Source organism: Fictibacillus aquaticus, from assembly GCF_002245695.1.
Classification (GTDB): Bacteria; Bacillota; Bacilli; order Bacillales; family Fictibacillaceae; genus Fictibacillus; species Fictibacillus aquaticus.
Genome location: NZ_NOII01000003.1, coordinates 390,878 through 413,123 on the forward strand (window position 1 = coordinate 390,878; position 22,246 = coordinate 413,123).

A 22,246-nucleotide genomic window follows, 5' to 3' on the forward strand; every position below is an offset into this window, starting at 1 on the left:
TTGGAGAGACCGGGGTCCGGTACCGTCACGGTACCGGACCCCGGTCTGAAACGGAATCATTGTTTTACTAGAATCATGTTCTATGACGTTTTTTCAGTGTATACAATAGACTATCAACTACACACACGGAGGAACGTCTTTCATGAATGCACGATTTAAGCCTGCTTTATGGATTGCTGCTGTTTTTATTATTGTTGTCCTGATCATCCCCTCCCTTCTCGTGCTCCCTTTTTCCTCAGGTCCTCCGCTTGTCGAGAAAACAGATGAAAAGAGCGCTCGTAACACAAAGCCAAAGGTGCTGCAGATCGCCCATTCGGATATGGTCGTGCCGGTTTACCGCAATGCCTCAGAAAAGGTTGAAAATATCCCGCTTGAGGAATATGTAGCGGGTGTGGTGGCATCAGAAATGCCTGCCAATTTTGAAGTAGAAGCATTAAAGGCACAGGCACTCACCGCAAGGACGTACATCGTGAACAGACTGATGAATAAAGGAAGCAGTGATGCGGTTCCTGCTGGTGCAATCGTAACCGACACCGTACAGCATCAGGTGTATGCGAGTGATGGTGAACTGAAGCAGCATTGGGGGAAAGACTACAAAAAGAACATGGAAAAGATCATCAAGGCGGTCAATGAAACAAGCGGGAAAATCCTGACTTATGACGGAAAGCCGATCAATGCCAGCTTCTTTTCAACGAGCAATGGATATACCGAAAATAGCGAGGAATATTGGGATAATCCTTACCCTTATTTAAAAAGTGTGAAGAGTCCATGGGATGAGAAATCTCCTAAGTTTAAGGAAACTACTGAGATGAGTGTCAGGCAGGTCGAGCGCTTGCTCGGCGTCAAGCTTTCAAGTGACGGCGAGATCGGCAAGGTGAAAAAGAAAACAACCGGCAATAAAATCGCACAGTACCAGATTGGCAAAAAAACGTTCAGCGGCCGTGAGATAAGAGAGAAGCTAAAGCTCAGATCTTCTGATTTTTCATTAAAAAGAAAGGGGAAAGTGGTTCTCGTATCTACGAAAGGGTACGGCCACGGTGTCGGGATGAGCCAATACGGCGCCAACGGCATGGCGGCAGAAGGCAAGTCGTATCAAGAAATCGTAAAGCACTACTATAAAAATGTTGTGGTTACTGACTATCGGCCCGTGACAGCGGTTAAATAGAATAAGAATGATAGCCCGCCCCTCGTGAGATGAGGGGCGGGCTTTTTGATTGTGTTTTGACCGGTTTGTATTTGAGCTGCAAGTTAAGCTTATTAGAATGCTTTTTTTTATTGCTTTGGATCTTACTTGCTTAATCATCTTGAACCATCATTGATAAGTTGATCGAAGTGTAAGGCGCCGACTCCAGCGGGACAAGCGGTCAGGTGAGACCTCTCAATGGCGCGTAGCGACGAGAGGGCTCACCGCCCGCCCCGCGGAAAGCGTGCGCCTGAAACGGAGATCAACATCTTCTTTGATTTCTTTAATAGCAACATTGAATTACATATAACAGTTTAAGAGAGGAAGTCCTGCTTTGTCGAAAATTAATTCTCTATCTTTTTTTAGGGCAAAGTATATATTTTCAGAATTCTGTTCAAACTTGTTGCTGAGGTGATGAAAAAATGAAAGAAGAAGAAAAGCAATCCAAAAAAACATTATCAATGAAAGGCAAGGGAAGCAGAATGGCGAAAAAACGCTGGGTGTATCCTGCAGTATATCTTAGTTTTGCAGCAGTTATTTTAACGTCGGTTTTATGGTATCAAAATGATGCAAAGAACACGAAGGAGGGCACTCCTGAGAGCGCGTTCGAATCTGAGAACAGCGCAGTACCGGTATCTCTATCAAAAGAACAGTTCCAAATGCCAGTGGCGGACCCAGATAGTGTTTCTGTCGTAAAGGACTTTTACAGTGACGAAGCAACAGCTGCTGAAAAAGAAGCGGCGCTCGTTGTGTACAACAACATCTATTACATGAACCGCGGAATTGATCTAGCAACAGAAAAGAACGAAAGCTTTGAAGTAACAGCCTCATTAAGCGGTAACGTTGTCAAAGCTGGGAAAGACCCTGAGCTTGGATACATTGTTGAAATCGAGCATGCAAAAGGTGTTGTCACACACTATTCATCACTCGCTTCAATCAATGTGGAGGAAGGCGACGCAGTTAAGCAAGGCGACGTGCTCGGTAAAGCCGGCCAAAACGTTTACGACAAAGATGCGAAAGTTCACGCACACTTTGAAGTCCGTAAAGACGGCCAGCCAATCGATCCGATTTCTGTCTGGAACCAAAACGTCACTGAAGTAGCAGCAAGCTTCGAGCAGGCGAAAGAACTGCAGAAGAAGCAAGCTGAAGAAGAGCAAAAAGCAGCAGATAAAGCAGCTGAGCAGGAAAAGAAAGCTGAAGATAAGGGCAAGGAAGAAGGTTCTAAGGACCAAGGCAAGGACAAGGATCAAGGCAAGGATGGCAAAGACCAAGGCAAGGACCAAGGTAAGGATGCCAACGCAGAAACAGAGTCTTCAACTGAAAGCTCTGAAACTGAATAACGTACGAAAAGAACAGGAGCGATCCTGTTCTTTTTGCGTTGTGCATCTGTTATTGTCTGCGGGTCCCGAACTGCGCGTTGATCTGGCCCTGAATCATCGTGCGGACTTCGGCTTTGCTGCTTCGTTTGCTTTCCTGAACGAGTTCGCGGCGGATCTCGTGTGTCTGCACACCATCCTCGATTTTATCTGCGATGACCATAAGCCGTTCAACATCTGAAAAGGAATACTTGCGGCTGCCGCCAGCGGACCGGACAGGAAAGATCAGCTTTCTTTCTTCATAATAACGGATCTGCCGGTCGCTGAGTCCGGTAAGTTCTCTCACTACGCCGATCGTGATCACTTTTTTGTCTTTATACGGCTCCTCGCTCCTCACTTTCCCACCGCCTCTGTGCCCTCTTGATAATGTGAGAAATTATAACATAATAGAACCGAAAATCAGAAAATTTAAACCATTTAAGTTAGTTTTTGTTCGGTCCGCTGCTTGTTATTTAGGAGAAGAAGCCTCAATTCAGTAAGCGTTAAATGGTAAAGCTGGCGGTCCTCCTTTTTAAAAACACCCGCTTTAAGCAGGTGTTCAATATAATGCTGCTTCGTTTTCTCAAGAGCTGCACGAAACTGAACCGACATATTACCCTCTCCTTTCATTGCCCCCTGTTACAACTCATCTTAAAAGAAATTTCCAATACTATCCGCTAGTTTGTAAGAAAACCTGACAGACTTTTTGAAACTTAGGGTTGGATTTGGGGTACGGTACTCGAGGTATCGTACCCCGCATTTAATGCAGTATCGAATATTTTTATAAAAACAGAGATTTTTCCGCGTTAACTCAGCAAATTTTTGCGTTAATAGCTCAAATGATAATCCCAAGAGCTAAATAAGGCAGTTTTTCGTCACTTGGTCAGCCTTGTAACTCCCCCAATCACAGCATTTCTGAGAATTCTTATATCATTTGAAGGAATTCTTGAAGCATTTCAAAATTTTTTCATAGCTTTTCGTGGATTTCTCACATCATTTCAGCTGATTTTTAAATCATTTCTATAAATGTCTTCACAAGATTCGCTCCAGCTAGGCTTGCCTGCAATCTAAAGCTTAAGGATAGAGGAGCTTGAAGAAGCACATGCGCATAATGGTTTGCCTAAGGCCAAAACCAAAAAAATGTATCTAATCTACCTGATTTACTCTGGCTAATTCTTTCATTACTTTAGCTTATTCATCTTGAGTCCATCATTGATAAAGTTGGTCGTAGTGTAAGGCGCCGACTCCAGCGGGACGAGTGGGACAGGTGAGACCCTTTAAGGCGCGTAGCGGCAAAAGGGCTCACCGCCCGCCCCGCGGAAAGCGTGCGCCTGAAACGAAGATCAACCTCTTCTCTGATTTCTTTAAAGCGGCGTGATTAACAAAAACAGCCTTTCTAAAAAAGTACCGTACCCCAAATATCCGTTTAGGCATATAACTTGGTATGTCTTAATAAACTGAAAACAAACCTACAATTATTTTAATCGAGGGTGAGCGGTGAGAAGACGTACTATGGCTGCGGTGAAAAAGGGAATGGGGTAATGTTTATAAAACACACAGGATACTAACCAGACTTGTTGTCGCGTAGCTTGATCTCAGAAGTCTCAATCGCATCTCTCACTATCCAATTCAGGGAGGCGAGTGGTGTGCACGATTACATCAAAGAGCGAACCATCAAGATAGGGCGTTATATCGTGGAGACAAAAAAAACCGTAAGAATGATCGCAAAAGAGTTTGGTGTATCCAAGAGCACAGTGCATAAAGACCTTACAGAACGGCTGCCGGAAATTAATCCTGATCTGGCAAACAACGTGAAGGAGATCCTCGAGTATCATAAATCCATCCGGCATTTAAGGGGCGGTGAAGCGACTAGAGTCAAATACAAAAAAGGTACAGAGGAAGTTGTGCAATAAACCAAATTTATGTAATTTTTTACTTCCTGTAAGCCATCATTATGATATAATGGTAAATTGGATACATCTTCGTTAATTTACTATAAATGTCATAAAATTTGATGGAATGGTTTCATGCAGGGAGGAGCAGCAAAAATGTTTTCAAGGGATGTAGGAATCGACCTTGGCACTGCCAACGTGTTGATTTATGTAAAAGGTAAAGGGATTGTACTGAACGAGCCATCTGTTGTGGCGATTGACACGAATACTGGCAAAGCGCTTGCAGTTGGAGAAGAAGCATTTAAGATGGTCGGGCGTACGCCAGGCAACATAGTGGCGATCCGCCCGATGAAAGACGGCGTTATCGCTGACTTTGAAGTAACCGAGCAGATGCTCAAGCATTTTATTGACAAGATTCAGGTAAAAGGCGTTTTTGCCAAGCCGCGCATCCTGATCTGCACGCCGACGAACATTACGTCCGTTGAGCAGAAAGCGATCCGTCAGGCCGCACAAAAATGCGGAGCGAAGCATATTTTCCTTGAAGAAGAGCCAAAAGTGGCAGCGATCGGAGCGGGAATGGACATTTTCCAGCCAAGCGGCAACATGGTGGTGGACATCGGCGGCGGAACGACCGATGTAGCCGTGCTCAGCATGGGGGATATTGTTACATCCGCTTCGATTAAAATGGCCGGAGACAAATTCGATTCTGAAATCCTGAACTACATAAAGAAGGAATACAAGCTCCTGATCGGCGAAAGAACCTCTGAAAATATTAAAAAGCAAGTAGCGACCGTCTTCCCGGGCAGCCGCAATGAAGAGCTTGAAATCCGCGGGCGCGACATGGTTTCAGGACTGCCGCGCACAGTTACGGTAAGATCTGAAGAAATCATGGACGCGCTCATGGAGCCGGTCATGACAATCGTTCATGCGGCGAAAAGTGTATTGGAAAAAACACCGCCTGAATTGTCAGCGGATATCATCGACCGCGGCATCATGCTTACTGGCGGAGGTGCGCTATTGCACGGAATCGACCAGCTGTTTGCACAAGAGCTGAAAGTGCCGGTCTTCATCGCAGAAGATCCGATGGGTGCAGTAGCCCGCGGAACAGGCCTCATGCTCGAGCATATGGACAAAATCGCGAGAAGAAAAGTATTATAAAACACAAAAGAACCTCCTTTTCCACTTATGGAAAAGGAGGTTCTTTTGTGTTTTATGGATAGAATTTTCATGGGAATCCACTTTGGGAATTAAGTAAAAGGTATCGCTACATTTTTATTATGATTGCGAACTAAACGGTCAGAGTGTTTTAAGCTGACGGTTAGATGACATTTGTACGTTTAAGGTTTAAAAAAACTTGAATTATAAAAATAATAGCGGGCTGCCCTAGGGAAAAACCTGGGGGATGCGAAAGGATTGGATTACGATGCATACGGCCGCTGGGCAGCCCGCAATATCCTGGTATGGGAGCAGGATATGTGAAAATCGTAATAAAAATTTTGTTCATTGTCTAATGCACAAAGCCCTTTTTAAGACGCTTATCACCCCGTTTAGAATTTGCGCTTCCCCCGAATGGAAACTATCAATCCCTTTTACACTCTTTTTTTGAATAAATAGTGCAGATACATAACACTCTGTGCAGAAAAGAATTCGGACTTTTTCACATATTGTTATTAACAACTAACAATATGTGCCGATATAAAAAAGTATAAAAAACGATCCACATCTTTTTCCCCGGGAGGAACGAACATGATAAGGGGTTTTTATAATGCTGCTGCGGGCATGCTCGCACAGCAGCGCAAGCAGGAGCTGCTTTCTAATAATATCGCGAACGCGAATACACCGGGGTTTAAAGCTGACTCCGCCTCGCTGCGCGCATTCCCAAACATGCTGCTGCAGCAGATGAACAACACCACTTTTGGAAGCGGAAGAGCGGGACAGACAGTTGGAACGCTCAGCACAGGTGTTTATTTACAAGAAACGATCCCTGATTTTAGACAGGGTGATATAAGAGAAACCGGAATCAAGACAGACTTCGCCCTTTTACAGGGTACGGTACCGGTTAATGAAGAAACAGGCAAAGCGGGTGCACTCTTTTTTGTTGTAAACGTGAATGGAGAGGACCGCCTCACACGCAATGGGCACTTTACTGTCGATGCTGATGGAAGACTGACGACAGCTGACGGGCATACTGTCTTGAACACGGAAGGCGATCCGATCACGGTAAGCGGCCAGAATTTCTCGGTAACACGTGACGGGAGAGTGCTCGACAACGGCCGTGACGCAGGACAGATCAATGTAGCATTCGTAGAAAATCCAGACAGGCTTGCTAAAGAAGGAAACGGGCTTTTCCGTGCTGAAGGTCCCATAACAAGTGCGATAGGAAACGGAAATATTTCTTACGGCATGCAGCAGGGATTCCTTGAACGGTCAACGGTAGATGTGGAGCAGAATATGGCGGACATGATGAATGCGTACCGTTCGTTCGAAGCAAACCAAAGGGTTCTTCAGTCGTATGACCGGTCACTCGAAAAAACGGTCAATGAAGTCGGCAGGATCGGATAAGGAGGCCGCTTATTATGAATAAAATGATTATTAATTCCAGCGTGACAATGGGGCAGCTGCAAATGCAGCTCGACACAATCGCGAATAATATGGCGAACAGCAATACGACGGGGTATAAGAGCCGCCAAGTGCAGTTTTCTGACCTGCTTTTTCAGCAGGTGAAGGGACTTCCATACGCGGAAAACGAAAACAGCCGCGTAACACCGGAAGGCACGCGTTTTGGAAGCGGTGCAAGGCTCAGTTCAACAGCAATGAACATGGCCGCAGGCTCGCTTCAGCAGACTGGCCGTTCGCTGGACTTTGCCTTAACATCACCGCAATCTTATTTTCAAATACAAGTAAGCGATGATAATGGAAGAAACGTTACCGAGTATACGAGGGACGGAGCATTTTACTTAAGCCCTTCTGCAGGGAATCCGAATGAGCTGGATCTTGTGACATCTGACGGCAACAAAGTGCTTGGGACGAACGGTCCGATTAAGATTCCAAGCGGCTACAAGGAAATTTCCATTGGACAAAACGGCGCGATTTCGGTAACGTTAACTAATGGAACGACCGTTAACGCGGGCCAGCTGGCTGTCGTAACGATCAACAAACCGGATCTCATGCTGTCAGTCGGGCACCATTTAAGGCTTCCTGAAAATATTCAGGCCGCTCAGGTCATGACGGCGGCAGCGGGAAGGGAAGCAGCTGTCCAGCAAGGTGTACTGGAGGCTTCCAACGTGGACATCGCCACAGAGATGTCCGACCTCGTCAACGCACAGCGCTCGTATCAGTTTAATGCGCGCACCATTTCAATGGCAGACCAGATGATGGGGCTTATTAACGGAATACGCTAAAATAAGGCAGGTAACGAAACGATGGCACAGGAACAGGAACCCGTAACTGAAAAGAAGCAGCGCTATAAAGAAAAAGAAAAAATGAAGGCAGACTCTTTGCGTGAAGAAAAGAAAAAATCCTTCGGCAATAAACGCCGCATTTTTCCGATCTGGCTCCGGCTTATTGTCATCCTTTCACTCATGGTCATCCTTTTCGCCGCAGGCACGATGGTCGGCTATGGCGTGCTGGGCGGAAAAGAATCGAAGGATGTATTCAAGAAGGAAACGTGGACGCATATCGTCGACCTTGTGAAAAAAGAGCAGTAATTTTATAATGTAGAAAGCAATGGTTATGATGCCGTTGTTTTCTTTTTAATGTATAATTAGTACCAGGTAATAGAACCTAACGATATATATCGTGATGAGAGGGGACATTCACATGTTAAACATTGATCAAATTAAAGAGATTATTCCTCACCGATACCCATTCTTGCTCGTAGACCGCATTCTCGAGGTAGAAGATGCACAGCGCGCGGTCGGGATCAAAAATGTATCAGCAAACGAAGAATTCTTCAACGGCCACTTTCCAGAATACCCAGTCATGCCTGGCGTACTAATCGTGGAGGCACTCGCGCAAGTCGGAGCAGTAGCGATGCTGAAAAAAGAAGAAAACCGCGGACGCTTAGCGTTTTTTGCAGGCATCGACAACTGCCGCTTCAAACGCCAAGTCATCCCTGGCGACCAGCTTCGCCTTGAAGTTGAGATGACCCGTGTACGCGGATCCATCGGAAAAGGCAAAGCCGTAGCCACAGTCGACGGCGAACTAGCCTGCGAATGCGAGATCACCTTCGCATTGAAATAATGGGGTCCGGTACTCGAAAAAGACAAAACAGCTGATTTGTCTTTCTAAGAAGGACAAAGTAAATATCATGTTGGACGGGGTCCGGTACACAAAGCAACCAGCGCTTTGTGTACCGGCTTTTTAATGCGTGGAGTACCGTACCCCCGAAGTTGTTTTTCATTATTCTTTTAAGAAAACAATTCTCAAAATATGGGTTTTACATTATGATAAAACAAGATGATATTTTAACATAATGAAGAGGTGCGGTGAGGGATGAGGAAAAAATGGAGCTTGATTGTGCTGGCGGCAGGACTTGTGGCAAGTTCAGTGCAGACATATAACACAAACCCGGTAATGGTTTCAGCTCAGGAGCAAGGAACAGTAGTAACGGAATCAATTTTAGAGGATACGGTTTGGACAAAAGATAAATCACCATACATACTGCAAAGTGGATTGTTCATTGCAAGCGGCAAAACGCTTACGATTGAACCGGGGGTTAAAGTTGAAGGGCAATCATCCAGCTTTACCGAACTGCTTATTGAAGGCTCTTTAGATGCAAAAGGGACGGCAGAAGATCGCATCGTATTTGAGAATGTTTATTTAAAAGGAACGAATTTCATCGGCAGCCGTATTGCAATCTCTAATAGCGATGTTTCAAGACCTTTTGGAGGCTTTTTGCTTACTGTTCCAGGGAACTTTTCCGACATCCAGTTGCTGAACAACTCATTTTCAGGCGGAAGTGTCATTTTAGGCAACATGAAAAACACTTCATCAGTCGAGGGAAATCTTTTCGCAAAAAAAGCATCTCTTTCTGTCAGCAACGGAAGCGGCCTTGTAACTGTGAAGAGGAATACATTTGATAATGGCGATTCTGAGAGCAGCACGGCTGATTTTGAGATGAACTGCAGTGATCCGAACTGTTCAGCGCCTAACATCCTAGTTCAGGAAAACAATTTCCTCGGCAGCGGTCATATTAAAGTGAAGCTGAACGGCAGCAAGAATCTCGAGTTTAACGGGGACAGCAACTATTGGGGGACGCAGGAGCCTGATACGATTAACAGCTTGATCGTAGACGGAAAAGATTTTTCTAACAATAACCTTCTTTCGATCGGAAATCCGGCACAGAAGCCATTTGCGAATGGATGGCCGGCAGGAGAAGAGGCGGCGCCAAAAGTCAGCGATTTAACGAGTGAAGATGCTTATGTTTCTGGAGTGGCAACTCCGGGTCACATCGTTCAGGTTTGGAAAAACGACGATTTGATTGGATCCGGGAAAGCTGTTGCAGCTGACGGGGGTATATTTAACATCGCCATAGATTCGCAGAATGCTGGCGATAAGCTGGAAGTCGTTGCTTTAAAGCCAATCTCAGGCTATGTAAGTGCACCGGCCATCGTAACGGTAAAGCAGTACATTCCGCGGTTTTACGAGGTATCCGAGGTGACGGACCAGTCTGTTTCGGTAACGGGGCGTACTGCTCCATATGCAGAACTGAAGATTTTAAATGGTACTGCCCTTGTGGGGTCCGGTACTGCAGATTATGTTGGATACTTTAATATTTCGTTCCTAGCTAAACAGCCTGGAGGTACAGTCCTTGATGTGAATGTGAGAACGACAAAAGGCAGCGAACGCACGTACAGCATTGCGGTAGTTGACAATACAGCACCAGCCGCGCCTAAAGTTAACCCAGTTAGTAACAAAAGCGTATATGTGACTGGGACAACGGAACGCGGGGCAGTGGTTTCCGTTCAGGCTGGCGGAAAATCGTATACAGGCGCTGCTGACAGCTACGGCAAGTTCAGGATCGCCATTCCTGTCCAAAAAGCGGGCACAGCGATTACGGTCACCGCAAAGGATGCTGCTGGCAATGTGAGCGCGCCAGTCACTGTTAAAGCGACCAAAATCGCACCTGACGTTCCGGCAGTAACCAGCATCAGCAACAAGGCATCAGTGGTAACAGGAACTGCTGAACGGTATTCCACAGTCAAAGTACAGATCGGGTCAAAAATCTACTCAGCAAAAGCTGACGGATACGGCAAATATAAGGTGAGCATACCGGTCCAGAACACCGGAATGACGGTGTACGTCACTGCGACTGACAAGTACAGCAGAGTGAGTCTGGCAAAAGTGACGAAGGTTTACCGCGCGGCGCCGAACATGCCGGCAGTGAGTCCTGTGCGCTATACGTCGACTTTGGTGAAGGGGAAAACCGAGCCTTCGATCATGGCGTATGCGAAAATCGGAACTAAAGTTTACAGCACGAAATCTGCTGCTGACGGAACATTCAACATCACAATCCCAAAGCAGAAAAAAGGTATTAAAATCTACGTTACTGCCAAGGATGCGAAGTCCATGGTCAGCGCAGCACGCGTTGTAACGGTATACTAATACAACCCGAAAGCTGAAATCCGTTGTTTAAACGGTTTTCAGCTTTTTAACTTTTGGGGTACGGTACTCACAAGTGTCCACTCCTGAAATAGCTTCGTTTGTTGCATGTGAGTACCGTACCCCCAGATTCAACAATCTAACAAATGTTAAGGAAATATAAAGGAAATTCCCTCTTTTGTGAAGGGTTTGTTAGGTGTTGGTAAATCACGGATTTTTAGCTTTTTTGCGTGATATAGTAAGGACAGGAAGGCGATCCGCAGTTCTGGCAGTACCCTTAATTTCCAAATCCGGAGGGAGCAATCGAAATGTCAAAATCATTATTAATGAAAATTGGCGCGTCTCTAATGGCAATGTTTTTGATCACTGCATGCGGCAACGCAGAGGAGAAAAAAGAGGAAGAAACAGGTACAGAACAAAGCCAGGATCAGGATACACAGGATGAAGAAACTTCAGCTGATGAAGATTCTTCAACAGAACAAGAAGGGCAATAAATTTCATTCAAAAAAGAAGAAAACCGGGCTGCCGCAGCACCCGGTTTTTATTAATGCATTAACTGATGAAGGGTCAAACCGACCTTTTTTAAATCCAGCACCTGTTTGTCGTTGATAACGATGACTGGGCGGTTAGGCTTGTCAGGATGAACATGAAGGATGCGGCCAGTACGATCATCCTTTAACTGGATAAGGCGCCCTTTTTCGTGCTGAAGAAGGTAAGCAGTGAAAGCTAAAATAATATTTTCGCTCAAACGGCCTTTTTCAGCTTCTTTTACTAGTTCATCGACCGCGAAAAATACGGAACGGGCACCCTTGTATACTCGGTTCGAGCAGATGGCGTCGAACGTGTCAGCTACAGAGAGGATTTGGATCAGCATAGGAATTTTCTCGCCCTTAATGCCGCCAGGATAGCCAGTGCCATCATTTCTTTCGTGATGCAGCAGTGAACTCAGAAGGAAGATTGAATCAAGCGGTGAGTCTTTAAGAAGATCATAGCCGTACTTTGTATGCTTTTTAATCTCCTCAAACTCTTCAGCAGTCAGTTTGCCAGGCTTGTTCAGGATGTTCTGATCGACCTTCAGCTTGCCGATGTCATGAAAAAGCCCCATGCGTGCAAGCAGGATCTGATCTTCCTCAGGAAGGCTGAGCAGCTCGCCGATCTTGCGCGCGATGATGCCTACGTTCAAACAGTGCTTGAATAAATACGCATCTACAGCTACCTTTTGCAGTATGCATTGAATAAAGTCTCTGTCATCCCTCAGCTGAAGAATCAAGTCATCTTGAACGGACGCTGCCTCAATAAACAGCTCCTCCGTCAAAACACCTGTGTCGTTGATATTATGAAAAATACCCTCGATCAACTGCATGTTCTCCTCATAAAGCTTTTGAATGACAGATTCCTGATGCTCAGAACTTGCCGCTTCTTCCGTATGCTCAGAATGATCGCTCAATTCAGCAATCTGATGTTTATCTAAATGTTCGATATGATAATCAGTCAGTACAGTGCCTTTAGATATTAGAAGACGGCCGTCAGCAGAATACACATCAGCATCTACTGCATCACCAAGCCTAAACAACAGCTTCGCAGACAAAATAAACTCCCCCTCGAATGGGTTATTATATGATTTTGAGATTAGGGGTCCGGTACACTTTAAAAAAGCCGTGTGTGCCAAACATCTCAAATAAAGTCGAAAATTGGTATATTACGCTATTCTATTATAACAGCAGGGCAATATTTGGGAAATAGTACCGGACCCCACAATTTATAATTTTTTCTTCAAAAAGGCAGTCGTTACATTATAAGGAATAAGTCCTATTCTTTACGTGGTGATGGTGTGGTTTAATGAAATAAAGCGTGAAAGCGTTTTCTTGTGGTGGGAAATTATGCAAACGCTTTCTCTAGCGAATGGGGGATGAAAGATGGGAAGTAAAAGTTTTCGCAGCGGTATGAGCTGGGTTCTTTTATTGACGCTATTTGTGCAAGCGTTTGCAACTTCGCTCACAGCTGCACCGCAATCTGCAAACGCAGAAGGACGGACGGTCACGCTCGTAGGGAGCCTGCAGAATGAACTTGGCGCAGAGAAAGAATGGGACCCTGCAGATACGAAGACTGTTATGGCGCAGCAGCCTGACGGAAAGTACAAGCTATCCGGTACATTGCCGGCTGGCAGCTATGAATACAAGATCGCCATCAACGGGTCTTGGGACGAGAATTATGGAGTAGATGGCGTGAAGGGCGGCGACAATTACAAGATGACGCTCGACAAGGAAACGAACGTGACCTTCATTTACGACGATACGACACATAAAGTGACGATTCCTGTGGCGCTTCCAGAATCCGATCTTCCGCGTATCGTAGGCGATATCCAGCCTGATCTTAACGCGGGCGGCGAGTGGTCTCCCTCTGAATCTACTGCTATTTTAAAAGATGAAGACGGGGATAACATCTATACTTACAGTGCGAAAGTGCCAAAAGGCAAGCACGAGTTCAAAATTGTGCTAGGAAACAGCTGGGACAAGCCAGCTTACCCGCAGGACAACTTTAAGCTTGCTGTGCTGAAGGACGCGAGCATTACGTTCTTCTACAACCACGACACAAAAGCGGTTTACACCGATTACGATCCTGGTGTGCCGGACGGCTCTGTTCAGAGCGACAAGCTGTATCATGACACATGGAATAACGCGTACCGTACCCCATTCGGGGCTGTGAAAACAGGAGACAAGGTCAAGCTCCGCCTACAGGCAAAGAAGGGCGACCTGACAGCGGCGAAAGCGTATGTGAGAAACTACAACTCTGGCAGCACGAACGTCATCAACATGGAATACGCGGGCTGGCTTGAGCTTGACGGAAAAGAAGTTGAGCTATGGGAAGCGGTCGTGACGCCAAAAGAAAAAGGCGTGTACGGCTACAAGTTTATCGCGCGTGATGGCGAAAGCCAGAAAGAGTACGGTGAGGATACGAAAGAAGGCGGAACAGGAGCGGCAGCTGACAGCAACGCCGGCCTTTTCCAGATGACTGTTTTTGATCCAGCATACAAAACACCTGACTGGATGAAGGAATCTGTCGTATATCAGATATTCCCAGACCGTTTCAACAACGGCAATAAAAAGAACGATACAGCCAAGACAACGGCTCGCGGCACCGAGCCGATCGAGCACCAGCAGTGGAACAATCTGCCGGATAATCCACGCCAGGCAGAAAATCCTGACTACAAAGGCGACAGCATCTGGTCGAACGACTTTTTTGGCGGCGATATTGCCGGCATCAAGCAGAAACTCGACTACATTCAATCTCTTGGCGTAAACACGCTTTATCTGAACCCGGTAGCACACGCCGCATCCAACCATAAGTATGATGCGACAGATTTTAAAGCGATCGATCCGATGTTCGGAACACCGGAAGAGTTTAAGGCGTTCACAAAAGAATTGAAAAAGCGTAAGATGCATCTGATATTGGACGGCGTGTTCAACCACGTCGGCGATGATTCGATCTATTTTGACCGCTACAGCAAATATAAAACAGTAGGCGCGTACGAATACTGGTCTGCAGTTTATGACCTCGTCAACAAAGGCACTTCAGAAGAGGCAGCGAAAAAGCAGGTTGAAGCGAAATTAACAGCAGAAGGACAGACTTTCAGCCCATACGGCTTCCATAACTGGTTTAACATCGACAATGAAAAAGTGAACGGCGTCTATAAATACCAGGCATGGTGGGGCTTTGACTCGCTGCCTGAAATCGAGTCCATCCCTGGCAAAGCGGTGGATTACAACTCTGAGCTGAACAACGAAAAGTTCGCAGATTATATCATGTATGACGATGATTCAGTTGCAAAATCATGGCTCGACCGCGGCGCATCCGGCTGGCGTCTGGATGTTGCAAACGAGGTAGATACCGAGTTTTGGCGCGAGTTCCGTGACGAGCTGAAAACGGGAAGCGACACCGATCCGCTTATCCTCGGCGAGATCTGGGATGACGCGTCCAAATACTTCCTTGGAGACCAGTACGATTCGGTCATGAACTACCGTTTCCGCGGTGCGCTGATTGATTATTTGAAAAACGGCAACGCGGAAGGTGCGGAAAGCCAGCTGAACGCCGTGTTTGAAGACTATCCGCAGGAAGCGTTCTACGCGCTCATGAACTTGATGGGCTCGCATGACACACCGCGTGCGGCGTTCGTTCTCGGAAACGGAACAGACACGTACGAGCGTGCTGAGCTCGATAAAAAGTATGACCATGAATTAGGACTTAAACGTTTAAAATTAGCAGCTGTACTCCAGATGGGCTATGCCGGCGCACCGACCGTTTATTACGGCGATGAAGCAGGTGTGACCGGCTCCAAGGATCCGGACGACCGCCGCACATACCCATGGGGCACGGAAGACAAGACTCTTATTAAACACTACCAAGCTGTCGGAAAAGTGCGCAGCGACTATCATGAGCTGTTCAGCTACGGCAAGCTTCATAACCTTTACGCAAAAGGCGATGTGATGGCGTATGGCCGAACAGACAAGAAAGATGCGGCAATCGTGATCACGAACCGCGGAAATGAAGCGAAAACGGTTGAGCTGAATGTAGCCGATCTTCTTGTAAACGGTCTTCAGCTGAAAGACCAGCTCGACAAAGCGTACAAAGCGCAAGTGAAAAACGGCAAGCTTAGCATCACGGTACCCGGGATGACGGGCCGCATGCTCACAATAGAAAAAGGCGAGAACAACAAGCGGCCTGACAGTGTGAAGCAAGTGTACGCGTTTGAAAACAGCCATAAAGCGCTTCTCGCATGGAAAGGCAGTGCGAAGTCATATGCTGTCTATCAGACTACGGTGAGCGGAGCGTTTTATAAGAAAATAGGAGAAACAAAACGAAACACGTTCACAGTAACAGGCCTCGATAATGGCCGTAAATATTATTTTGCGGTAGCCGCGATCGACAAGAACGGCAATGAATCTGTGAAAAAAGAAACACCGAAAGCGGTCATCCCGCATGTGGAACTTAAGAAAGGCAACTACAGCATCGAGAACGTGACGAAGCTGGCAAACGGCACGCTTGATCTATCGCAATCGCAAACCGTAACTGCTGACATTTTTATAAAAGGTGAAACAGAAAGCGATGAAGCGGAAGGCTTGCTCGGCAAGCTTCAAGTTAAAGAGCCAGGCAAGACAGTATGGACAGATGTGAAGGCAGCGTACACAGCGCAAAACGGTACGTCTAACGTGTACAGCGCGAGCTTCCTGCCAGTTGATACGGGCAGCTACGAATACCGTTATGCGTTCTCAACGAATCTAGGACGCACGTGGGTAACGAGCGCATCGCAGACAGTGAACTTTGTAAAAGGCGATGACAATACGCCGCCGGCAGCAGGCATAGCGCTTAAGCAGCCATCACAGGAATCTGGCCAGGTAAATCTGAGCTGGACTGTGGACGGAGCGAACGATCCGTACATGGCAGCGATCGTGCGCGATGGCGTGATCATCGACAGACTGCTGGATCTTAGCAAAACCACATATAAAGACTTGAATGTGGCGAACGGCACGGCTTATAACTACGAGATCCACCTGTACGATAAAGCTGGTAACGTTGTGAAGTCTAATGCAGTTAATGTGACGCCTGACCTTGTGATGGTGAAGGTAACGTTCAAGGTGAACGCACCTTCCTACACCGAGCAAGGTGCGAGCATTTCCATACCGGGCAGCGGCAACGGCTGGAACACGGGCGCATGGACGATGACACGCGGCGGCGCTGTTACGAACGACTATGAATATACGATTGAAGCGCAGGAAGGCGAAGTGCTGACATACAAGTATGTGAAGAACGCATCTTGGGATCAGGAAGGCCTAGCCGACCATACGCCAGGCAACCCGAACGACGATGATATCAGCTACTACGGCTATGGCGCACCGGGAACCGACATGTCTGTTGTCGTAACGAACCAAGGCGGCAACGAGATGGTCATTCAGGACAAGATTCTGCGCTGGATCGATCAGCCAGTCGTTATCACCTCACATGCTGACGGCCAGGATGTAGCGGGCGATACGATTACGCTGAAAGGCAACGCGATCAAGCAAGGCGTGCTTACGATCAACGGCGAGAGTGTTACAGTGAACGACGACATGACCTTCTCGCACACAGTGAAGCTGGCGGCAGGCGAGAACAAGCTGCAGATTCACATCGAACCGACTGAAGCGAACAAATCCGGCATCTTCAAGAACGACGGCGGTGCGATCGCTAAAAACACGAAGGATATCGTGTTTACGGTGAACAGTAAGTAAATGAATTGATGAGCCTCTCTCCGGCCGTGTGCCGGAGAGGGGTTTTTTAAGTTAGTATGACGCGTTATCGTGTCGAAATTTGTCAAATGGCACATAACTTTTTAAAACGGCACATAAGCCTCAGAAATGGCACATATCCGCTAAAAATGGCACATAGCGAGTGAAAAAACGGCCATAAACAAAAAGGGCATTGTTTTGATCTGTAGAATTATAGAAAAACAGAGGAAAATCTCACGTTATGGAGGATAAAATGACATTTGAAGAGCTAAAATCGAAAAAACCGACAGCTGAGTGGCTGGAAAACGATGAGGATGGCGATTTTTTTAACGAGGAGAATATCAGCGTGACGAATAAAGTGCTCGATGCGTACATCAGCACCTTGCAAAAGCTTGGCAGTGGAGCGGATGAAGACGACATCATGGAGGCTGTAGAAGAAGTCGTCACCCGGCTCAATGAGCTGAATGAGGAATATGACGATTACATCGAAACGAGTGAACGCGAGGATCTCTGTGAATTTATTCAATCCGCAGCAGAAATCGCTGGACTGCATTCAGAAGAAGATATTACTGAAGAGTGGAGAGAGTGGTAAGAATGGATACCGTTATTTTCACAGTGAAAGACCTTGATACAAGCGAGGCTGGACTGATCGAGATCGCCCGCTGCTACAGCCGTGTTTGGGGCGGCGAGGAGAGCGCATTTCTAGAGCGGCTGAAGCGGCACACGTCATATGAAGGGTTCCGCGGAATTGCCATGTTCACTAGCGATAATCAAATTGCCGGATTTGCTTACGGCTACACTTCAGCAAAAGGGCAGTATTACAGAGGCTTGCTGGAAGAGGTGCTAACCCCAGAACAATCTCAAAAGTGGCTGGATGACTGCTTCGAATTTGTCGAGCTTGCAGTGGAAACCTCATACAGAGGAAACGGCCTTGGAAAGCGCCTTGCTGAAGGTTTGCTTGCAAATACCGCGCATAAAACAGCGGTACTAACGACTCAGTGTGACAATCTATCCGCCCGCCGGCTATACGAAAGTATGAACTGGTCTGCTATAAACGAAAACTTTTTGCCGACACCGGATCCGTTCAAGCCGTATGTGATTATGGGGAAGGTTCTGTAAAATATGATTTAAAATATGCCTTCACACAAAAATGAACCTGCACGCCGCAGGTTCATTTGCTGTATTTCTCTAAAATTTTCTCTGTAGCGCCAAGCGATACAAGCGCCTCGCGATAATCATCCTCGGATATCTCCAGTAAAAACGATTCCGGAAAGATGTATGTCTTGCCAGAGTCGCGCGGATCGGCTTCATTCAGCACCTCAATTTCATCATTCTCTTCCTTGCACCGTTCAGGATCAAATAAGAACGCTTTCCCGTACTCTTCTTCTACGCTTTTGTTCATGTTGATGTAATAACGCAATGCCATCATCTCCTGCCATATTAAGATTCTTATTTTGGTATTCCCTTTAACGGTTTGTTTAAGACATTCGGTGATATATCTAACATAAAAATGGGTACAATTGGTTAGTTTAACGATAGATGGAGAGGGAACACTTCTTCTAGTGCAGGAGGTGGGTATAATGTTCGGAGTTGCAGATGTGATAAAGTTCCTATTTTCGTTTCTTTTAGTGGCGCCGCTCGTGACATTGACTCATGAGTTTGGACATATGATTGCGGGACGTTTGACCGGCAGCAAGGTAGACATTCATATTGGCGCAGGAAATTTGCTCGTGAAACTAGGTCCGTGCAAGATCCGGAAGGTGTACTTTTGGGACGGCTGGTGTGAATATAAAAATTTAAACTGTGATAAAAAATGGCGTCAGGTGGTTGTCTACCTAGGTGGACCAACCTTAAACCTGCTCAGTATTTTAGTTGTAAACACACTTATGATTTACAACGTGTTTGAACCAGACATCTTTTTCTATCAGTTCATGTACTTTTCGTTTTACTTTATCTTTTTCTCAGTTATCCCGATCGAGCACAACGGACTGCCGACCGACGGGAAAGCGGCACTTGACGTGATAAGGTTTGGACAAGCAGAGAAGAATCCATATGGGTGATTGGTGAGCTTTGGCGCCGAGTGCGTTAAGGCTTTTTTTATTTTTAAAACCAAAAAACACGCCCAATTTCACTAACGAAAAGGGGCGTGCACTTTATGACTGATTCGCCTTCGTACTGAACAATTCAACCAAAATCAATGAAACCGCACCGATCGCGGCAGCGTTTTTGCCAAGTTTCGATAATACGATCTCGGTATTCTTGGCTGACTCGGTCAGAGCGCGTGTTTTTACGGTCTGCCGCGCACTTTCTAGCAAATAATCGCCAGCAAGGGACACGCCGCCTCCAATGATGATGCGCTTCGGATTAAGCAAGTGGATCAGATTAATAAGCCCGATTCCAAGATAACGTCCTGTCAGCTCGAACTGCTCGATGCTGAAACGGTCGCCTTTCTGCGCTGCTTCATGCAGCATTTCGCCAGTAAGCTCGTTCAAATTTCCAGCCATATCGCGCAGTATACTTTCTTTTCCGAGAGAAAGATCGCGCGCCGCACGGTCAGCGATCGCCGGACCGGACACGTGAGTCTGCAGACAGCCGTAATTGCCGCAAGTACAGCGCGGGCCGTTCAGATCGATGCACATGTGGCCGATTTCGCCGGCAAGGTCGTGCTCACCGTGAAACAGTTTGCCGTTGATGACAACACCGGCTCCAACTCCAGATGCGACGTTCACACACACTAAATGATCGACGTCTTTGCCGTTGCCGAACCAAGTTTCGCCAAGCGCCATCGCACGTGCATCGTTCTCGACCTTCACGATCATCGCAAATTCTTTCTCCAGTGTTTCCTTTATCGGAATATCACGAAGCTGAAGGTTTGGCGCAAACAGCGAAATGCCGTTCTCAATATCGACGATCCCGTGCATCGCAACACCAATTCCGATAATCTGGTCAGTAGATGCTTTGCCGCTGTTTATCACCTCTTTTATCCCCGAAATCATTAGGTTCAGGAAGTCAGCTTCAGTGATGCCAGGCTTCAGAGGAACTTCATGCATCTGAACGATGTCTGCGTTAAGATCGGTCATAATCACGTGAACGGAAGCAGGTCCTGCATCTACACCGATCATGAAAAAGCTGCGTGCGTTAATGACTAGCATTGTCGGCTTTCTTCCGCCTTTTGACACACCTTGGCTCTGTTCAATCACGATTTCTGCTTCTAAAAGTTCCTTTACGATGTTTCCTACGGTTGGAGGCGTCAATTTTGTCAGCTTTGCAATTTCAGCGCGAGAAATCTGGCCATGTTCTCGAATCGTGTTCAGAATCAGAGAACGGTTGAGCGATTTCATGAGCTTGAAGCTGCCGGCCATATATTTTGTGTTCATCCTCATGCCCCCCTTGTATGTATATGTTTCCATTATAAATTAATTTTAAAAAGTCTCTTTTCATCATACATCATCTTTTATAAAAGTAAAAGAAAGGAGAAATAATAGAAATATGCCATTTTGAAAACGTATTCAATAAAACCTTCACAAAAGTGGACTACCTATGTTACTCTGAACTTACTAATTTAATTTAATAAAGTTTTCTGCAATGCTTTTTCACAATAAGAAGGAGGGCATCATATGAAAAGAGTTTTGTCTGCGGCTTTATCATCGGTACTGCTGGCCGGAGCACTTGCAGGCTGTTCGGGGAACGGCGGCACTCCTGAGCTGGCTTCAAAAAAAGTAGATGGGAAGATTGACGGAGAAATCACCGTATGGGGCTGGAACGTAGCGGCACAGTCGATGGAACTGGCAGTGAAAGATTTCAAGAAAAAGCATCCGGATGTAAAGGTGAAGGTAGAAGATATCGGTCGCCTGGATGTGTACGATAAACTGACAGTCGGACTTGCGGCCAACGGTTCAGGACTGGCAGATGTTATTTTAGTAGAAGATGACCGCCTTGATAATTATAAAAACAACTTCCCGAAAGGATTGGCTGACCTTTCATCGCTTGGATTCGATAAGCATGAAAAGAAGTTTTCTCAGTCCAAGATCGATGTAGCGAAGGATAAAGATGGCAAGTTTGTCGCTTTTCCGTGGGACAGCGGTCCAACAGGCGTTTTCTACCGTGTTGATTTGTTTGAAAAAGCAGGTGTCGATGCGGATTCGATAAAAACGTGGGACGATTATATTGAAGCAGGAAAGAAGATCAAAGAAAAAACAGGAGTACAGATGCTGCCGGTCGATGTGGCGAAAGACGATGCACTTTTCCGCATGATGCTGAACCAGCAGGACGCATATTATTTTAACAAAAAAGGCGAGATCAGCTTTGCGTCTAAAGAATCGAAACGCGCGCTGAAGGTAATTCAGGACATGAAGAAAGAGGACCTTGTCGTTAACGCGGACGGCTGGAACGGGACAGTAGCCGCAACCGTTAACAGCAAGGTGGCAACCGTTCCATTCGGTGTGTGGTACTCTGGTACGATTATCGATCAGGCACCTGATCTGAAAGGGAAATGGGACGTGTTCCAGCTTCCGTCGTTCGAAGAGGATGGAAACCGCGCTGCTAACCTCGGCGGATCAAACCTCGTCATCCCGGCGGGTTCTGACAATATAGACGCAGCCTATGCGTTTGCCGAATTTTTCACAACAGACGAAAAATCACAGATGACAGCTTTGAAGGAGAAGGGAATCTTCCCGTCACTTCTAAGTACGTACGAAGATCCATACTTTGATGAAAGAAACGAGTATTTTAACAACAAGCCAGTATTCAGGATGTTTGCGGATGAAATGCAGGATGTTCCATCGCCTAACTACACAGAAGATTATGCACGCGCACTGAAATATGCGGCAGATGCCCAAGGTAAGGCGCTGTTGTCCAATGACAAAGTGGCAGAAGTATTGAAGGAAGCTGCAGAGAGTCTAAAGAACGAGACGAACCGTGACATCGAGTAAAAAAGCAAAAGAATAACGCCTG

20 protein-coding genes are annotated in these 22,246 nt (G+C 46.4%); 15 read left to right on the forward strand and 5 right to left on the reverse strand.

Annotated elements, in window-relative coordinates:
• The first annotated feature begins 142 nt into the window (after positions 1-142).
• Positions 143-1,165, forward strand: coding sequence for a stage II sporulation protein D (spoIID, locus tag CGZ90_RS12380; RefSeq protein WP_094252815.1), 1,023 nt, complete (start codon positions 143-145; stop codon positions 1,163-1,165).
• 440 nt (positions 1,166-1,605) lie between these two features.
• The gene (gene spoIIQ / locus CGZ90_RS12385; RefSeq protein WP_094252816.1) at positions 1,606-2,523 is read left to right on the forward strand and encodes a stage II sporulation protein SpoIIQ; all 918 of its coding nucleotides are present in this window, start codon (positions 1,606-1,608) and stop codon (positions 2,521-2,523) included.
• A 49-nt stretch (positions 2,524-2,572) separates the two neighbouring features.
• Here the strand turns inward: spoIIQ and CGZ90_RS12390 are convergent, their stop codons facing one another.
• Entirely contained in the window at positions 2,573-2,896 is a 324-nt protein-coding gene (locus tag CGZ90_RS12390) for a MerR family transcriptional regulator (protein ID WP_094252817.1), read from the reverse strand.
• Positions 2,897-2,976: 80 nt separating this feature from the next.
• Complete coding sequence (gene fbpA, locus CGZ90_RS12395) at positions 2,977-3,150, reverse strand: Fur-regulated basic protein FbpA (RefSeq protein ID WP_106408316.1); 174 nt, start codon at positions 3,148-3,150, stop codon at positions 2,977-2,979.
• Positions 3,151-4,184: 1,034 nt separating this feature from the next.
• On the opposite strand from fbpA, the gene spoIIID reads away from it, so the two are divergent.
• From spoIIID to CGZ90_RS12435, 8 genes are all read left to right on the forward strand, one after another.
• Positions 4,185-4,451, forward strand: a complete 267-nt coding sequence (spoIIID, locus tag CGZ90_RS12400; RefSeq protein WP_133063583.1) for a sporulation transcriptional regulator SpoIIID — start codon at positions 4,185-4,187, stop codon at positions 4,449-4,451.
• 135 nt (positions 4,452-4,586) lie between these two features.
• Complete coding sequence (mreB, locus tag CGZ90_RS12405) at positions 4,587-5,588, forward strand: rod shape-determining protein (protein WP_094252819.1); 1,002 nt, start codon at positions 4,587-4,589, stop codon at positions 5,586-5,588.
• 588 nt (positions 5,589-6,176) lie between these two features.
• On the forward strand, positions 6,177-6,992 hold the full coding sequence (locus tag CGZ90_RS12410) for a flagellar hook-basal body protein (RefSeq protein ID WP_094252820.1): 816 nt from the start codon (positions 6,177-6,179) through the stop codon (positions 6,990-6,992).
• A gap of 14 nt (positions 6,993-7,006) precedes the next feature.
• Positions 7,007-7,831 carry a flagellar hook-basal body protein gene (locus tag CGZ90_RS12415; protein ID WP_094252821.1) on the forward strand — a complete coding sequence of 275 codons (825 nt, stop codon included), beginning with the start codon at positions 7,007-7,009 and terminating at the stop codon, positions 7,829-7,831.
• A 21-nt stretch (positions 7,832-7,852) separates the two neighbouring features.
• Complete coding sequence (locus tag CGZ90_RS12420) at positions 7,853-8,137, forward strand: DNA-directed RNA polymerase subunit beta (protein ID WP_094252822.1); 285 nt, start codon at positions 7,853-7,855, stop codon at positions 8,135-8,137.
• A 112-nt stretch (positions 8,138-8,249) separates the two neighbouring features.
• Positions 8,250-8,672, forward strand: coding sequence for a 3-hydroxyacyl-ACP dehydratase FabZ (fabZ, locus tag CGZ90_RS12425; protein WP_094252823.1), 423 nt, complete (start codon positions 8,250-8,252; stop codon positions 8,670-8,672).
• Positions 8,673-8,924: 252 nt separating this feature from the next.
• Positions 8,925-11,036 carry an Ig-like domain-containing protein gene (locus CGZ90_RS12430; RefSeq protein WP_094252824.1) on the forward strand — a complete coding sequence of 704 codons (2,112 nt, stop codon included), beginning with the start codon at positions 8,925-8,927 and terminating at the stop codon, positions 11,034-11,036.
• 305 nt (positions 11,037-11,341) lie between these two features.
• Positions 11,342-11,527, forward strand: a complete 186-nt coding sequence (locus tag CGZ90_RS12435) for a hypothetical protein (RefSeq protein WP_094252825.1) — start codon at positions 11,342-11,344, stop codon at positions 11,525-11,527.
• A gap of 50 nt (positions 11,528-11,577) precedes the next feature.
• Here the strand turns inward: CGZ90_RS12435 and CGZ90_RS12440 are convergent, their stop codons facing one another.
• The gene (locus CGZ90_RS12440) at positions 11,578-12,621 is read right to left on the reverse strand and encodes an HD-GYP domain-containing protein (protein WP_094252826.1); all 1,044 of its coding nucleotides are present in this window, start codon (positions 12,619-12,621) and stop codon (positions 11,578-11,580) included.
• A 328-nt stretch (positions 12,622-12,949) separates the two neighbouring features.
• Between CGZ90_RS12440 and CGZ90_RS12445 the strand changes: the two genes are divergently transcribed.
• The 3 genes from CGZ90_RS12445 to CGZ90_RS12455 all read left to right on the forward strand — a co-directional run bounded on the left by CGZ90_RS12445 (position 12,950) and on the right by CGZ90_RS12455 (position 18,412).
• Complete coding sequence (locus tag CGZ90_RS12445) at positions 12,950-17,296, forward strand: alpha-amylase family glycosyl hydrolase (protein WP_094252827.1); 4,347 nt, start codon at positions 12,950-12,952, stop codon at positions 17,294-17,296.
• A 250-nt stretch (positions 17,297-17,546) separates the two neighbouring features.
• Positions 17,547-17,885 (forward strand): hypothetical protein, encoded by a 339-nt coding sequence (locus CGZ90_RS12450; protein ID WP_094252828.1) that lies wholly within the window; start codon positions 17,547-17,549, stop codon positions 17,883-17,885.
• 2 nt (positions 17,886-17,887) lie between these two features.
• Positions 17,888-18,412 carry a GNAT family N-acetyltransferase gene (locus tag CGZ90_RS12455; RefSeq protein ID WP_094252829.1) on the forward strand — a complete coding sequence of 175 codons (525 nt, stop codon included), beginning with the start codon at positions 17,888-17,890 and terminating at the stop codon, positions 18,410-18,412.
• A gap of 52 nt (positions 18,413-18,464) precedes the next feature.
• Here the strand turns inward: CGZ90_RS12455 and CGZ90_RS12460 are convergent, their stop codons facing one another.
• On the reverse strand, positions 18,465-18,713 hold the full coding sequence (locus CGZ90_RS12460; protein ID WP_094252830.1) for a hypothetical protein: 249 nt from the start codon (positions 18,711-18,713) through the stop codon (positions 18,465-18,467).
• Between the two features lie 160 nt (positions 18,714-18,873).
• Between CGZ90_RS12460 and CGZ90_RS12465 the strand changes: the two genes are divergently transcribed.
• Positions 18,874-19,353, forward strand: coding sequence for a site-2 protease family protein (locus CGZ90_RS12465; protein WP_094252831.1), 480 nt, complete (start codon positions 18,874-18,876; stop codon positions 19,351-19,353).
• A 93-nt stretch (positions 19,354-19,446) separates the two neighbouring features.
• On the opposite strand, the gene CGZ90_RS12470 is transcribed toward CGZ90_RS12465, so the two are convergent.
• A complete protein-coding gene (locus tag CGZ90_RS12470) occupies positions 19,447-20,670 on the reverse strand; it encodes an ROK family transcriptional regulator (protein ID WP_094252832.1) in 1,224 nt (407 codons plus the stop codon).
• Between the two features lie 240 nt (positions 20,671-20,910).
• Between CGZ90_RS12470 and CGZ90_RS12475 the strand changes: the two genes are divergently transcribed.
• The gene (locus tag CGZ90_RS12475; protein WP_094252833.1) at positions 20,911-22,224 is read left to right on the forward strand and encodes an ABC transporter substrate-binding protein; all 1,314 of its coding nucleotides are present in this window, start codon (positions 20,911-20,913) and stop codon (positions 22,222-22,224) included.
• Positions 22,225-22,246 lie beyond the last annotated feature (22 nt).